Origin of the sequence: Actinomadura sp. DC4 (assembly GCF_030406325.1) — a bacterium.
Taxonomy (GTDB): Bacteria; Actinomycetota; Actinomycetes; order Streptosporangiales; family Streptosporangiaceae; genus Actinoallomurus.
The window spans coordinates 237,114-252,047 of the sequence record NZ_JAUEQY010000007.1 but is presented as its reverse complement, the minus strand read 5'-3'; the positions used below and the strand labels follow the sequence as shown (position 1 = coordinate 252,047).

At 71.8% G+C, this 14,934-nt stretch carries 11 protein-coding genes; 3 read left to right on the top strand and 8 right to left on the bottom strand.

Annotation, left to right across the window (positions count from 1 at the left end; translation table 11 throughout):
- Nucleotides 1-2: 2 nt before the first annotated feature.
- Complete coding sequence (locus QWU11_RS14475) at nucleotides 3-2,102, bottom strand: M6 family metalloprotease domain-containing protein (protein WP_290108471.1); 2,100 nt, start codon at nucleotides 2,100-2,102, stop codon at nucleotides 3-5.
- A 191-nt stretch (nucleotides 2,103-2,293) separates the two neighbouring features.
- On the opposite strand from QWU11_RS14475, the gene QWU11_RS14470 reads away from it, so the two are divergent.
- A complete protein-coding gene (locus QWU11_RS14470; protein WP_290108467.1) occupies nucleotides 2,294-3,829 on the top strand; it encodes a serine/threonine-protein kinase in 1,536 nt (511 codons plus the stop codon).
- A gap of 1 nt (nucleotide 3,830) precedes the next feature.
- On the opposite strand, the gene QWU11_RS14465 is transcribed toward QWU11_RS14470, so the two are convergent.
- A complete protein-coding gene (locus tag QWU11_RS14465) occupies nucleotides 3,831-4,655 on the bottom strand; it encodes a hypothetical protein (RefSeq protein ID WP_290108464.1) in 825 nt (274 codons plus the stop codon).
- A 555-nt stretch (nucleotides 4,656-5,210) separates the two neighbouring features.
- Here QWU11_RS14465 and QWU11_RS14460 point away from each other — a divergent pair.
- Both QWU11_RS14460 and QWU11_RS14455 read left to right on the top strand, forming a co-directional pair.
- A complete protein-coding gene (locus QWU11_RS14460; RefSeq protein WP_290108462.1) occupies nucleotides 5,211-6,080 on the top strand; it encodes an aldo/keto reductase in 870 nt (289 codons plus the stop codon).
- On the top strand, nucleotides 6,077-6,661 hold the full coding sequence (locus QWU11_RS14455; protein ID WP_290108456.1) for a TetR/AcrR family transcriptional regulator: 585 nt from the start codon (nucleotides 6,077-6,079) through the stop codon (nucleotides 6,659-6,661). The genes QWU11_RS14460 and QWU11_RS14455 overlap by 4 nt, the downstream gene beginning before the upstream one ends.
- Before the next feature lie 7 nt (nucleotides 6,662-6,668).
- On the opposite strand, the gene QWU11_RS14450 is transcribed toward QWU11_RS14455, so the two are convergent.
- From QWU11_RS14450 to QWU11_RS14425, 6 genes are all read right to left on the bottom strand, one after another.
- A complete protein-coding gene (locus tag QWU11_RS14450) occupies nucleotides 6,669-7,895 on the bottom strand; it encodes an ABC transporter substrate-binding protein (protein WP_290108454.1) in 1,227 nt (408 codons plus the stop codon).
- Between the two features lie 14 nt (nucleotides 7,896-7,909).
- Nucleotides 7,910-8,953, bottom strand: coding sequence for a hypothetical protein (locus QWU11_RS14445; protein ID WP_290108440.1), 1,044 nt, complete (start codon nucleotides 8,951-8,953; stop codon nucleotides 7,910-7,912).
- 223 nt (nucleotides 8,954-9,176) lie between these two features.
- Nucleotides 9,177-9,908, bottom strand: coding sequence for a class II glutamine amidotransferase (locus QWU11_RS14440; RefSeq protein ID WP_290108436.1), 732 nt, complete (start codon nucleotides 9,906-9,908; stop codon nucleotides 9,177-9,179).
- Nucleotides 9,909-9,981: 73 nt separating this feature from the next.
- Complete coding sequence (locus QWU11_RS14435) at nucleotides 9,982-11,748, bottom strand: N-acetylglutaminylglutamine amidotransferase (RefSeq protein ID WP_290108427.1); 1,767 nt, start codon at nucleotides 11,746-11,748, stop codon at nucleotides 9,982-9,984.
- Nucleotides 11,749-11,793: 45 nt separating this feature from the next.
- Nucleotides 11,794-14,313 carry a carboxylate--amine ligase/circularly permuted type 2 ATP-grasp protein gene (locus tag QWU11_RS14430; protein WP_290108424.1) on the bottom strand — a complete coding sequence of 840 codons (2,520 nt, stop codon included), beginning with the start codon at nucleotides 14,311-14,313 and terminating at the stop codon, nucleotides 11,794-11,796.
- 103 nt (nucleotides 14,314-14,416) lie between these two features.
- Nucleotides 14,417-14,869: an STAS domain-containing protein gene (locus QWU11_RS14425; protein WP_290108417.1), complete on the bottom strand. Its 453-nt coding sequence runs from the start codon at nucleotides 14,867-14,869 to the stop codon at nucleotides 14,417-14,419.
- Nucleotides 14,870-14,934 lie beyond the last annotated feature (65 nt).

Sequence of the window (14,934 nt, the reverse complement as noted above, 5' to 3'; positions counted from 1 at the left end):
CGTCAGCCGATGACCGCGCAGGTCGTCGTGGCCTTCTTCGACGGGTCGCTCTCGGAGGTGGCGGTCAGTCTCACCTGGCCCAGGTGGGCCCCGCCCACGGTGTGCTTGGCGTAGACCTGCACCGTCGTACGCTGCCCGGCCTTCGCGGTGGCGAGTGCGTTGGGCAGCCAGGCCGACCAGCCGCGGCCCGAGGCGGTCGCCGACAGCCGGTAGACGTCGGAGTCGGCGTAGGGGGCGGTGCCGGCCTTACCGGTGTTGGTCAGCGGCAACGTGCACTTCGCCCATCCCCGCTGGGGTGCCGCGATGCCGAGGCCGGGGGAGAGCCGTACGCCACGGGCCTGCGAGCCCGAACCGTCCAGCGACCGGACCGCCACCGTGTAGGACAGCACGCCCGACTTGTCGCGCTTGATGTCCAGGACGTAGAAGTGGAGCCGGTTGGCCTGGTCGGTGAACTCGTACTGGCTGCCCGAGTCGGCGCCGGCGTGGAACAGCGCGTCGGACAGCTGCCGGTAGTCGCCGATGGTCATCTTCTGCGGCGTGCCGTTCGGCAGCACGAAGTCGACCTTGTCGATGTCCTCCGGGTGGGCGTCCACGACCCAGATGAACGGCGCCGCGTCCTGGTTCTTGGTCTTGGACAGCAGCACGCCGCTGTCCGGCGTGAAGGAGTCGAAGCCCATCCGGTCGACGACCTCGACGGTGTAGTTGTTGTAGCCGCCGCCGTCGCACATGGGATCGGTGGAGACGTCGCAGGCCGGATCGCGGTCATCGCCCATCGCCAGGTTGACGCCTGTCAGCTCGCCGGGTTGGGCCTGCACCTCGCGGGCCTTCACCTTGGCCACCACCACGCCCGAGCCGGCCACGCCGTCGCGGGTCAGGTTGAGGACGGTCGAGGGGTCGACGATGCCGAGCTTCACCTTCTCGCGGAGCATGTGCTCGGCGCCCATCGAGCTGCCGGCGGTGCCGGGGATCAGCCATCGGCTGTGCGGGCCACCGGGGCCGTTGAAGGTGCCACGGCTCAGCATGTCCCAGGGCCCGGAGTAGTCGCGGCGTGGCGGGATCGAGTACGGGTTGTTGTAGTTGTCGCCGATGCCCAGGATGTGGCTGAACTCATGGGCGAAGGTGCCCATCCCCGAGCTCTCCGCCTGGATGGAACTGCCCGAGGCGGCGTTCGGCCAGATGTTGGCCGAGGCCTGCCACGAGGTCCAGGGCACGTAGCGGGTCTTGTTCCAGTTGGGCAGCGCGGCGTCCGGCGGTCCCCAGTCGTCGGTGACCTCGTCCTGGGTGTTGAACTTCATCTGCCCGAACTCCTGCCAGGTCGAGCTCTCGTCCTGGCCGGCGCTGAGGAAGAACACGAAGTCGTACTGCGCGGCGACGTCCGCGCCGACGTCCGCGATCCACGCGGCGCGGGCGTCCGTACGGAAGTCGCGGTTGCAGGTGTCGCCCGCCGGGCAGCCCATGGTCCCCTGGAAGCTGCGCTCGACGCCGTACTCATGGCTCTTGGCGGGCATCCGGTACGGGCCGAAGTCGCCGAGGTCGATGCCGTAGCGGCCGCCGGAGTCCTCCATCCAGTACTCATTGATCGTGTGCCCGTGGTTGAGCGTGCTCGGGGTGTTGAGGAAGTCCTTGTAGAACGCCGGGACCTGGTCCCGCGGCACGTCGCTGACCGAGGTCGGGTTGCCGTAGATGGTGGAGTTCTTCGGCTGGCTCACGACGAACGACTGGTTCGGGTAGTCGACCAGGACGAGCGCGCCCTTGAAGTTCTTGATCGAACCCTTCTTGGCGGGGTCGTTCCACGTCGTGCCCGGGATCGCCTTGTAGTCGTCCCAGGTCATCGTGTCCGGCAGCTCGTAGTTCTGCGGGTCGATGGGGCGCGGCGCGGCCGCGGAGTACGACCGCGCGGGCTGGGCCCGCTGCCAGGGTTGGGTCTGCGGCCAGTGCCGCATCTGCCAGGGGTTCGGCGTCGGTTTCGGACCGCTCACGGCGGTGGCGGGTGTCGCGGTCAGCGGCAACGCCGCCACCGCCACCAGCGCGGACAGCACCACCCATCCGCTGAACACGGCACGCGGGGTGCGCGCACCGGTGAACCTCGCGGGATCGCCCATGAAGATGTCCTCTTTCGCGGGGTCTGGGGTCTACGTGGCGATGATCTACTGCCGTCTTGCTTTGCGCCATAGACTCCGCGGCCAGTAAGCGCCAATCGGCCGATCGCGGGAGAGAAGTCGTCGGAACGCGCCCGACTCCTGTCGGAAATCGAGAAGATGGTGCCGATTGTCGGCTCAGTGGAGGAGACCGGATGGCGTCGGAGCACACGAGGCTCGAGTCGTTGTCAGGGCAGGACCCACCGCGGATCGGCGGTTACGTGCTCCTGGGCCGGCTGGGCACCGGCGCCATGGGCCGCGTCTACCTGGGCAAGTCCGCGTCGGGCCGGCTGGTCGCGGTCAAGACGATCAAGAGTGAGTTCGCCGGCGAGGCCGATTTCCGTACGCGGTTCGCGCACGAGGTGGCCGCCGCGGGCCGGGTCAGCGGGGTCTTCACCGCCGCGGTCGTCGCCTCCGACCCCGAGGCCGACATCCCCTGGCTCGCCACCGCGTACATCGCCGCGCCCTCCCTCGACCAGCTCGTACGCGTCTGCGGGCCGTTGCCGGTGCCCGCGCTGAGGTGGCTGGCCGCCGGGTGCGCCGAGGCGCTGGAGTCGATCCACAAGGCCGGGCTGGTGCACCGGGACCTCAAGCCCTCCAACGTCCTGGTCTCCGCCGACGGGCCGCGCGTCATCGACTTCGGGGTGGCGCGGGCGGCCGAGCGGGTCACGGTCACCGCGACGCACCAGGCCGTGGGCACCCCCGCGTACATGGCGCCCGAGCAGGCCCGGGACAGCCGCCAGACCGTGGCGGCGAGCGACGTGTTCGCGCTCGGCTCGACGCTGCTGTTCGCCGCCACCGGCCACCCGCCGTACACCGGCGACTCGGTGACCGACATCTTGATCCGGCTGGCCACCGAGCCGCCGGACCTGACCGGCCTGCCCGAAGAGGTGGCCGAGCTGATGCTCGACTGCCTGGAGCGCGACCCGGTCGCCCGGCCCACGGCCGCCGCCCTGCTGGCCCGCGTCGCGGCCCAGGTGGAGAAGGAGGGCGAGCACGAGTTCCGTACCGCGCCCCTGCCGGACGACGCGCTCGCGCTGATCGAGGAGTATCGGCGGAAGTGGCCGTCGGCGGCGCCGACCTCGGCGGTCGGCGACGCGACACTGGACTCTCCCACCGCGATGCGGGACGCCGCCGTGCCGCGTCCGCCCCAGCCGGAGGTACGCCCGCCCGGAGGTTCGAAGGCGGGCACCGCCGACACGGTGGACTCCGCCTCGTGGGCCGGCCGGTTCGGCCGTGTAACGGCGATCGCGGGAGCGGTGGCCCTGGCGGCCGCCCTGGTGGTGTCGGGCATCGCGGTCGGCCGGTCGTTCGGCGGCCCGCCGCCCGGGCCGTCCGACGAGCATCCGCCCGCGGGGCCGCCTCGCGGCGTGCCGGGCCAGGATCCCTCCCAGGGCTCCTCCGGCTCGCCCAAGATCGAGCTCAACCAGCCGTACGGCGACGGCGACACCACGTTCGTCGTGCACGGCACCGGACTGACCCCCGGCCGCAAGGTCACGCTCCGGCTCGACGGCCGGCGGACGTCGCCGGTCATGCCCGTCGTCGACTTCGGCGGCTCGTTCAATTACGTCATCAACCAGACGCATGAGTTCTTCGCGGGCAAGATCCCCCCGGGGAAGCACCAGATCAGAGTGACGGTGCCCGGCGACAGAGATCCCTTGCGGGCCTCGTTCACGGTCAACCGGTTATGAGTCACTGCGACCGGTCCCACCACAGGTCCTCCTGGCGGGAGCACCACGACGGGTCGCTCAGTCGGCCGAGGTCGGAGAACGTGATGATCGCGTGTTCGATGAGCACGCCGACCGCCACCTCGTCGGACAGCCGGGTCCCGGTCCGTACGAGCCCCCTGCGGTTGATCTTGCGGCGCAGCACCTTGACGTGTTCGCCGACCCGCGCGGCGAGGCGGTCACGGAACAGCGGGTCGTGGTCGAACTGCTCGAGCTGGTAGTGCGCGTCGGTGACCTCGAGCGCCGCGCGGGCGATCTCGGGCGTACGGGGGAGCGGCGTCGTACGGGTGGGGTCCACCAGCCACGGGCGGCACCACAGCAGCGCGACCAGGAACAGCTTGGTGTTGGGGTCCAGATAGAGGGGGAGCAGCGTCGAGTCGTCGTCGGGCCGCGCCGGCGGCGCCTCTCCGAGAGGGGGTACCGTGCCGGGCGTCGTGGGCGCGACCGTCACGCGTACGGGCTGGCCGTCGTCGAGCATGGCCCGCGACCCCACCAGCGTGGTCCCCTTGCGGATGAACCAGCCCCCTGACGGCTCACCCGGCGCCTCCATCGGCGGCAGCCGGATCTGGTAGCCGTCGCACTCGGCGTACAGCGCGTGGGTGTTGCTGAGGTTGGCCACCCAGGCGCCGCCGTGTACGCCACTGATCATGCCCGCCCGGCGGGAGAGCCCGCGGTCGGCCGAGATCATCAGATCCACGTCCGGCCCGCGGCCGAAGACGAGCCGCTCGTTCTCGGCGATCTCCGTGACGTCACCCGAAGGCGCGGTGACACTGGTCACGGCCGAGGTCATCGCCGCCTCCTCGGCGCCGCCCAGGGCATGAGGGTGCTCATGTCGGCCGAGTTTAAGCGCCGCGCCTCACCGTCGATATCCCGGAATCCGGGGATGGCCGGGCACGGGGCGTCCGCGCTTGGCTGTGACTGAATCGCCAGGCGACGGGATCCGATCTCGCACCTGCCGTGAAGCTTCATCGGGGGCGCCGGCTCCTTTGCCGGACCACCGGGGCTGTCCGGAGGGGTGGCGGCGCCGCCGGGTTGGTCCGGAGCGCGTGGGGGCGCTTCGGACCAACCCGGAGCCTTCTTCATGTCCTCCCGGTTCACGTGGAAAGCAACGAAAGAGCCCATGATCCGGTTGTGCTCGACCGATGACGACCTCGCGTTGACGCTGATGACGACGTGGTCCCTTGCCACGGGACGCGCCATGCCCGGCGTCCCACCCGTCCGTCTCTCCGCGCAGCAACTGATCGACTTCTGGGCGGAATAGCACGTCAACACGGCAGTCTCGAAGTCATCCCGGAACCTTCGGGGAGCGATACTCGGCTGAGCGCCCCCGTCGAAGGAGAGGGACATGACCGCGATGACCGCTGCCGCGAAGGCCTCCGGGGAGTTCACGCTCGGCGGCACCGTGCCGGTGACCCGGCTCGGGTACGGCACGATGCAGCTTCCCGGCCCCCGCGTCTGGGGCGACCCGGCCGACCCGGACGAGGCGGTACGAGTGCTGCGCCGCGCGGTCGACCTCGGTGTGACCTTCATCGACACCGCCGACTCGTACGGCCCGTTCGTGGCCGAGCAGTTCGTACGCAAGGCGCTCCACCCGTACCCGGACGACCTGGTCATCGCCACCAAGGCCGGCCTGACCCGGCCGGGGCCGGACGAGTGGATCACGCTGGGCCGGCCGGAGTACCTCCGCCAGCAGGCCGAGATCAGCCTGCGTCACCTCGGCGTCGAGCGCATCGAGCTGTTCCAGCTCCACCGCGTCGACGCGCAGGTGCCGTTCGAGGACCAGATCGGCGCGCTGAAGACCCTCCAGGACGAGGGAAAGATCGGCCATATCGGCCTCTCCGAGGTCACCGTCGACGAGCTGGAGCGGGCGCGGGCGATCACCGACATCGCGTCGGTGCAGAACATGTACAACATGGGCGACCGGTCCGCCGAGCCGCTGCTGGAGCACGCCGAGAGGGCGGGCATCGCGTTCATCCCGTACTTCCCGCTCGCCATGGGCCGCCTCGCCGTCCCAGGTGGTGAGCTGGCCGGACTCGCCGCGGAGTACGGCGCGACCCCGGCGCGGCTCGCGCTCGCGTGGCTGCTGCGCCGCTCACCGGTGATGCTGCCGATCCCGGGCACCTCGACCGTCGCGCACCTGGAGGACAACGTCGCCGCCGCGTCGATCGAGCTGAGCGACGAGGCGTTCGCCGCGCTGTCCGAGGCGGTGCGGTGAGCGGACCCGCGCGGGCACCCCGCCGCAGCGCGCGGGCGCACGACGCGGTCCTCGCGGCGGCCGTGGCGCTGCTGGAGGAGGGCGGCCTGGCGCACGCGACCGTGGACGCGATCAGCACCCGGTCGGGGGTGAGCAAGGCGACGATCTACAAACACTGGCCGAACCGCACGGCGGTCGCCGCCGAGGCCTTCGGCCGCCGGATGGCCGGTGCGGCGGCGCTCCCGGACACCGGAAGCGCCCGCGGCGACCTGACCGAACAGGTGCGCCGGACGAGCGAGTTCCTCGCGAGCGGGGCCGGCCGCGTCTTCGGGCAGCTGCTCGCGGCCACGGTCGGCGACCCGGGTGCCGCGGCGTACCTCCGCGACCACTTCCTGACCGGCCGCCGGGCGGCGAGCGCGGAGCTTTGGGGGAGAGCGATGGCCCGAGGCGAGGTACGCGAGTCCGTGGACGCCGAGACGGCCACCGACCTGCTGCTCGGCCCGCTGGTCTACCGCCTGGTCGGCGGCCACGCGCCGCTGACCGGAACCGACGCGGACGCCGTCGCCGACGCGGCCCTGAACGGCCTGCTGGCCACACCTTGAACACCGGTCAGTACGCCACGGACCGCACCTTGTCCAGGGCGGACAGGAGGGCGTCGAGGTGGTCCGGGGCCGCGAGGTACTCCAGGACGGCGTTGTCGAAGGCGCTCGCCATGGTCTGGGGCATGGAGTCGCTGCCGTCGAAGCGCACCGTGCCGGCGTGCGTCAGGCCGGTCGCGATCTTCTTGGCGACCGGGTCCGGATAGACGCCGATCGGGACCTGCCGGTTCAGGGAGTACGCACCGCTGGCCAGGCGGCGGGCCCAGGCCTCCTGCGCGGGGCGGGTCGTGAGGTAGGCGGCCAGCCGGCGGGCGGCGGAGGTCCCGTGGAAGATCCCCAGCAGGTCACCGGCGATCTCCTGGGCGCCCTGCCCGGCCTTGCCCGCCGGCGGGAACGGGACGAAGTCGTATTCGGTCCCCGGCGTACCGGAGTAGAACGCCGTGATGAACGAGCCCTCGTGGTCCAGCAGGCAGCCCGGACGGGGCGCGAACATCGGGGCGCCCGCCTGCCCGAAGCCGGTCAGCAGGACGTGGTCGGTGCCGCCGGCCTTGGCGGCGATCGCCCCGAACGCGCGCCACGCGTCGCGTACCTCGGGGGAGGTCCAGGGCAGGCGGCCGGCCACCCACTGGTCGTACTTCCGCGGCCCGGACCGGTGGAGCAGGAGGTCCTCGACCCAGTCGGTGCCCGGCCAGCCCGAACTCGAGGTGTCCGCCACGCCCATGCACCAGGTGAGACGGAGGTCGGCCAGCCGCTGCCAGGTCAGATCCGGGGCCGTGACCGTGGAGCGGAGCGCGGGCGGCAGCGTGCGGGGGCTGTACCAGATGACGCTCTTCAGAGCCGCCTTGATGATGATCGCGTACGGGTGCGGGTCGCCGCCCGGCCCGCTCGTGACCGTCAGCGCCCGTACGGCGGGTGTGTAGGCGCCGGCCGGGACCGGGACGCGATCCAGCGGGACCAGCCGCCCGGCCGCCGCGTACTGCCGCAGCTCCCCGGGCGTGGAGAGCACGGCGGCGTCCGGGGGATCGCCGTTCTCGATCTCACTGGCGAGTACGGCGTCGGCGTCGCGGGTGCCGATGTAGCGGACGTCGATGCCGGTGCTCTTCTCGAAACCGGCGAACATGGCCGCGAAACCGCTCGCCTCCTGACCCGTCCACGGGCCGAGGACCGTGACGTCCGCCCCGGACCCGGACGTGCCGCAGGAGGCCACGGCCAGCCCGCAGAGCAGCACCACTGCCATGACGAAACGCATCATCATCCCCTGAACTCGGCGAGGCGGACGCCGAGTCCGGCGCCGGCCAGCAGGGCGATCGCGAGGCCGGCGAGCGGGAGCGCGAGCGGCAGCCCCCGGTCGTCCGCGGCCGTCGCCAGCAGGGAGTCGAGCCGAGCCTCGGCGGAGCCGGTGGCCGTACCGGCCGGGCGGTCGCCGGACCGGGCGGCGCTCCGGCCCTCCCGCAACCCGCGCGACTCGGCGTCGGCGCGGTCGATCTGGCTCTGCCAGAGCAGCACCGCGGCGGGCAGCGCCCGCCGCTCGGCGGTCCGTAGCGCGTGCTCGCCGCGCGCGACGGCGTCGAGGTCCCACCCCGTCAGCCCGGCCACCAGCACGCTCGCGAGGAGCAGCGCCGGGTTGAGGGTGCGCCGGAAGGCCCGTGCGGTGTGGACCTGCGCCCAGACCAGGCAGGCGAGCAGTGCGGCGGCGGCCGCCACCACCACGAGGGACAGACCCGGGGCGACCCAGACGCTCCTACGGCCGCGATCCAGCTCGGCCCGGTTGAGGGCGGCGATCTCGTCGATCTGGCCGAGCAGCCCGCCGGGTCCGTGCAGGAGCGTCGACCCGTACGTCAGGTAGGTGTAGCCGAGCTGCCGGGTGCCCTGCCGGTACGTCGCGTCGGCCTGCTCGACGAGTCCCTGGTAGGTGACGAGCTGTCCGTTGACGGCCTGGAGCAACTGCCGCCCGCGCGTTCCGGTGGTGTCGAGGACCGCGAGGCGTTCGAGGTTCTGGCCGGCGGTGGTGATGTCGTTCTGGTATTTCGGGCCGGGACCGATCAGCTGCGCCTCGCCCGAGCGGAAGCTGGTCCAGGCCGCCCGGTCGGCGTCGGACAGCGCGGAGTGGGCGGTCAGCGCGCCGAGCAGTGCCGGCACGCCACGCTCGCGCGCCTCGGCGACGGTCGCGTGGCCACGGGACAACGTGATGGCAGCCGTCAGCCCGTACAGCGCCGTCAGCCCGAGCGTGCAGGCCAGCAGCAGCTGCACGCGCCTGACCGCCCGGCTGCCGGTCTCCGTCGGAGCAGCCTCCATGACCGACCCTTCGCGGGGAACGTCGGCGTCCACGCCAGGAAACCACCGACCACCGGAACCCGCCATTAACGCCCAGACCGAAAAGGCGGTGACTGTCCGGCCGGACTTCGCCGTCACGGCGGCGTGGCCGGCAGCCAGACCCGCCGGTAACCCCTGGACGACGCCATGACGAATCCCGGGCGGCCGAAAGCCGCCCGGGGCCATGGTGGTCACGGCGAGAAGGTCAGGCGGCCGAGTCGCCGGCCAGGGGCGGAAGCTCGGACAGGCCGTCGTCCCGCAGCGGGCGGACGGCGACACCGAGCGCGTCCGCCACGACGACGTGCCGGTCCGGCACTCTGATCCACCCCGGATCGTCGTCATGCGGCTCGCTGGCCACCAGGACGCCGTCGTCCTCGGTCCGGTAGCAGAGCGTCTCCGCCCACGTGGTCGCCACGATCTGGGCGCCGTCTGTGGCGAGCATGTTCAGGCAGGCGTTCGAGTCCAGCCCGGCGATCGTCTCCAGGAGGCCGACCACGGCGAACTCCAGCGGCTGCCCGCTGTCCAGCCGCTGCCACAGCAGCGTGGCCAGCAGCGCCGAGTCACACGTCGACTCCGGTGCGTATCCCGGCTCCAGCAGGTGGGCCGTCTTTTCCCGGTCGAGGTGGCCGTTGAGGCTGAGCAGGCATCCGCCGTTGGTGAACGGGGCGGTGGCCTCGGCCTCGATCGGCATGCCCGGGCTCGCGCCGCGGACCGCTCCAATCACGCACGACGCCGAGGTTCGCGCGGCGAGTGCGGGGAACGCCGCGTCCTCTTCCATGGGCACGGCGCGGCGGTACGAGATCGCCGGTGCGGGTTCGCCGAGCGGGAACCAGCCGGCGCCGAAGCCGTCGCGGTTCACGAGATCGATGTTCTGCCAGCGCGGCCGCGAGGCTTGGTGCGGCAACCCGTAGGAGGGCTGGAGAATGAGTTCGGCCAAGGTCCTGGGCCTGCCGAGCCAGGCGAAGTGGCGGCACATTGACGTGATTTCCCCTTCCGTCGGTTGCGTTGGCCTATGCTCCGTGCGTCTGAAGCCACAGCTCCAGCAGCGCCAGCTGCCAGAGCGCGCTCGCGCCCAGAGTCGTACGGTGCTCACTCGGCGCCGCCAGCAGCTCGTCGACGTGGTCCTGCCGGAACAGGCCACGTGACTTCGCCGCCGGCGCGTGCAGCGCCTCGCGCACCATTTCAAGGTACGGACCGGACAGGTGCCTGATGGCGGGCACCGGGAAGTATCCCTTCGTCCGGTCGATCACTTCGTCTGGCACGATTCCCCGCGCGGCGTCCTTCAACACGCCCTTGCCGTCCGAAGCGAGTTTCAGTGCGGGCGGGCAGGACGCGGCCAGCTCGACCAGCTCGTGGTCGAGGAACGGCGTACGCGCCTCCAGACCCCACGCCATCGTCATGTTGTCGACCCGCTTGACCGGGTCGTCGACCAGCATCACCGTGGTGTCGAGCCGCAGCGCAGCGTCCAGCGCGGTCTCGGCGTCCGGCGCGTCGAAGTGCGCCTGGACGAAGTCGCGGCTGACGTCGGCGCCCAGGAGGTAGGCCGGGCTGAGCACGCCGGCCAGCGCGGAGTGCGGCCGGTCGAAGAACACCCGGGAGTACGCGTCGGTCACGCCCGGCCGTGGCACGTCCGCGAGCGGGGGATACCAGTCGTACCCGGCGAAGACCTCGTCCGCCCCCTGACCGGACTGGACGACCTTGACATGCCGTGACACCTCCTGCGACAGCAGGTAGAACGCCACGGCGTCATGGCTGACCATCGGCTCGCTCATCGCCGCGACCGCGCCGGTCAGCGCGGGCAGCAGGCGCGCGTCGTCGATCCGGATCTGGTGGTGGTCCGTGGCGAACCGCTCGGCGATCAGGTCGGAGTAGCCGAACTCGTCGCCGGACTCGCCGCCCGCCGCGTTGAACCCGATGCTGAACGTCTTCAGGTCCCGCTGCCCGGCCTCGGCCAGCAGCGCCACGATGAAGCTGGAGTCGAGGCCGCCGGACAGCAGCACGCCGACGGGCACGTCGGAGACCATCCGCCGGTCGACGGCGGTGCGCAGGCTCTCGAGCACCGCGGCGCTCCAGTCCTCCCGCGACAGGTGCCGGGTGAACCGCGGACGCCAGTACGTCACGTCCTCGGTCGTGCCGTCGGGGGAGATCGTCCGTACGGTCGCGGGCGGCAGCTTCTGCACCGAGGTGAAGATCGTGCGCGGCGGCGGGACCACCGAGTGGAACGTCATGTAGTGGTGCAGCGCCTCCAGGTCGATGTCGGTGGAGACGCCGCCGCCGGCCAGCAGCGCGGGCAGCGTGGAGGCGAACCGCACCCGCCGCGCGTCCCGCGTGACGTACAGCGGCTTGATGCCGAGGCGGTCGCGGCCCAGGACGACCAGGCCGGTGTCGCGTTCCACGATCGCGAAGGCGAACATGCCCATGAAGCGCTCGACGCACGCACGGCCCCACCGGTGGTAGGCCTTGACCAGGACCTCGGTGTCGGAGGTGGAGAAGAACCGGTAACCCTCGGCTCGCAGGTCCTCGCGCAGGTCCTGGTAGTTGTAGAGGCAGCCGTTGAAGACGCCGGTCAGGCCGAGTTCGCTGTCGGTCATCGGCTGGGCGGCGCGGTCCGACAGGTCGATGATCTTCAGCCGCCGGTGGCCGAGCGCCACGGGCCCCTGGGACCACAGCCCGGTGCCGTCAGGGCCGCGGGGCTCCATCGCGCGCGTCATCGCGGCGACGGCCGCGACGTCGGCGGCACCGCCGTCCAGTCGCACCTCGCCGCTCAGCCCGCACATCGGCGCATCCGCATCCGCATCGAAGACTCGTCCTTTCGCGAGGGGTCACTGCATGAGCCAAGTGTCCTTGGACCCACCTCCCTGGGAGGAGTTGACGATCCTGCTGCCGGCGGGCGCGACCCGGGTCAGCGCCATCGGCACCACCACCGGCTCGTCACCCGTGCAGACGAATACTCGCAGGTCGACCGCCCTGGGTTCCAGCCCACCCTTGACCAAGGTCGGGTGGGTCGACAGGCGTACGGTCTCCTGGGCCACCCAGCGGTCCGGCTCCGCCTTGATCAGCGTACGGACCTCGTCGAGCTCGCCCCGTGAGGCGTCCGGCCCGATGACCACGCCCTTCCCGCCGTACCCGTCCACCGGTTTGGCGACGAGCTCCTCCAGCCGGTCGAGCACCTCGGCCCGCTGCTCGGCGTCGCGGCAGAGGTAGGTCGGCACATTCGCCAGCAGCGGCCGCTCGCCGAGGTAGTACTCCACGAGCCGTGGCACGTAGGCGTACAGGGCCTTGTCGTCGGCGACCCCGTTGCCGGGGGCGTTCGCGAGCCGCAGCGCGCCGCTCTCGACGGCGGCCAGGAGGCCGGGACCCAGCGGGCGGCCGTCCGCCCCGTCGGCGCCGAACAGCTCGTCCTCGTCGATGCGCCGGTACAGCACCCGCAGCGGGTCGCCGCCGGAGGTCCGTACGCCGTCGGCGTCGGCGGTCAGCTCACCGGGCCGTACGAGGGGGATGCCCATCTCGTCGGCGAGCAGCCGGTGCTCGAAGAAGGCCGAGTCGTCGGGGCCGATCGTGATGAGGGCCGCCTCGCCCGAGGTCGCGGTCAGCGCCGACTTGAGGAGTGCCACCGCGCGCGCCGGAGAGGCGGTGTGCGCGGCGAGCACCAGCTCGGGCAGCACCCGCGCGGCGAGCCAGCGGTTGGCCATCGCGTACCCGATCCCGGACGGTACGCGCAGGTTGTCCTCCAGGACCGTCCAGCGGCCGGCCCCGTCGCTGACCAGGTCGATGCCCGCGACGGCGCAGCGTACGACCCCGGCCGGCACCTGGTATCCGGCCGGATGCAGCCCCGGGGAGTCGTCGACCGTCCAGGCGGGGAGCACGCCGTCCCTGATCGCCTCCCGAGCGCCGTACGCGTCCCGCAGGAACGCCTCCAGGGCGCGCACCCGCTGAACCAGCCCGGTGCGCAGGAAGTCCCAGTCCTCGGCCGCGACCACCCGCGGCACCAGGTCGAACGGGAACAGCCGGTCGTCCTCGCCGTCGAAGTGGAACGTCATGCCCAGCCCGCGCTGGACCTCGTCGCGCTGCTGCTCGCGCTCGCGCAGCCCGTCGGCGCCGATCCGGTCGAGCGCGGTCAGCACCAAGCCGTACGGCCCGCGGGCGCTGCCGTCGAAGACGATCGCCTCGTCGCAGGAGGCGTCGTAGCCGGACAGCATCTCGGTCACCGCCCGGCGCTCCGGGCCCGCGCCCGGCACCCAGTCGGTGTTGGCCCTGGTCTCGGCGACGAGCATGTCCACGACCTCGGTCAGGCCGCCCCGCGCGAACGCCTGGCGCTGGCGGGCCGCCGAGCTGCCGCGCTCGACCGCGGCCTCGGTCAGCTCGGTCACCAGCTCCCAGTCGCCGGCCTCCTCCAGCCGGGGGCGCTGGCGTTCGAGGAGCCGGCGCAGGAGCTGCCGCGCCGGCACCGGGGTGCCGTCGGCGGGGTCGACCAGCTCGCCCTCCAGGCCGGAGCGCGCGGCCCGCCACGTCGCGGCCCGTACGACCTCGGCGCGGATCGGGGACGCCGGGCGGCCGTCGAGCATGGCGTTGATCTCCTCGACGACGATCGCCCGGAACAGCCCGGCCAGCAGGACGACGTCCTCGACGCGCGGGCAGGCGTCGGCGATCCGCAGCTCCAGCGTCGGCAGGTGCGCGGACGGGCGTACGTCGTAATAGATCATGCCCGGGTCGCTGATCACGCCGGACCGTACGAGGTCGGCGATCATCTCGTCGTACTCGGCGGCGGACCCGAAGGCGCCGAGCGGCCCGGTGGTCGGCCAGCGGGACCAGAGCAGCGTGCGGTAGCTGGCGTATCCGGTGTCGAGGCCCAGCCAGTAGGGCGAACTGGCCGAGAGTGCGAGCAGGGCCGGCAGCCACGGCGTCACGCGGTTCGCCACCGCCACCGCCATGTCGCGGTCGCGTACGTCGACGTGCACCTGCGTGCCGCAGATGAGCTGTTCGCGGGCGAGAAGCTGGTATTCGTCCAGCATGTTCTCATAGCGCGGGTCCGGTGTGACCTTGAGGGAGTCAAGGTCGGCGACCGGCACCGTGCCGGCCGCCACGATGCCCATGCCGAGCCCCTCGGCCGCCGCGACGACACCGCGGCGCAGGGCCGCGAGGTCCTCGGCGAGATCGATCAGCCGGACGTACGGCCGGCTGTTCGTCTCCACGACCGAACGCTGCAGCTCAGTGCCGAAACGCTTGCGGGGGAGCTGGGCGAGCAGGCTGTCCGCTCGAGGGATGAGCCGGCGGGTCTCCAGGTCGATCGTGTGGAACTCTTCTTCGACACCGATCGCCACCAGCCCAGTCGGTTGCGCCATTCGCAGAGCTTACGTCCGATGTGTTACGGACATATATCGCGGAAACGGCAAATCTCTCATTCCAACGTTGAAACGGGACATACGGATTTTTTAAGTCCCTGGCTCAGCCGGCGGTCATACCGGGTTCGGGCGGCTCGGTGGTGATCCTCGGCGCGGCGGCGGCCTGGGCCTGCCCGGCGCGTACCGCCGCGACGGCCTCGTCGAGACCCTCGTGCACCGCGAGGACGCTGGTCAGCCCGCTGATCTTCAGGGCGCGGGTGACCGGAGGACGGGCGCACGCCAGCGCGAGCGCGCCGTCGTGGGGCCGGAGCCGGTGCACGACGCCGACGATCACGCCCAGACCGAGGGAGTCCAGGAACGGCACGTCGGTCAGGTCGAGAACCAGCTGGTAGTGGCCCTCGTCCATCACCTGGATCAGCCGGTCGCGCAGCTGCGGGCCGGTGGCGACGTCGAGGTCCCCGGTGATCGCCAGGACCGTGACACCCCCCTCGCGGTCCTCCTGGGCAACGGTGATCTCCGGCGTCCCGGCGGCGCCCGGGAAGTCGCTTTGATTCATAAATCCTCCTCCGGGACACCGCCATCGGGCGTCCCAGCCGTGGTCAGAGCGTGCTTCCTACCCCC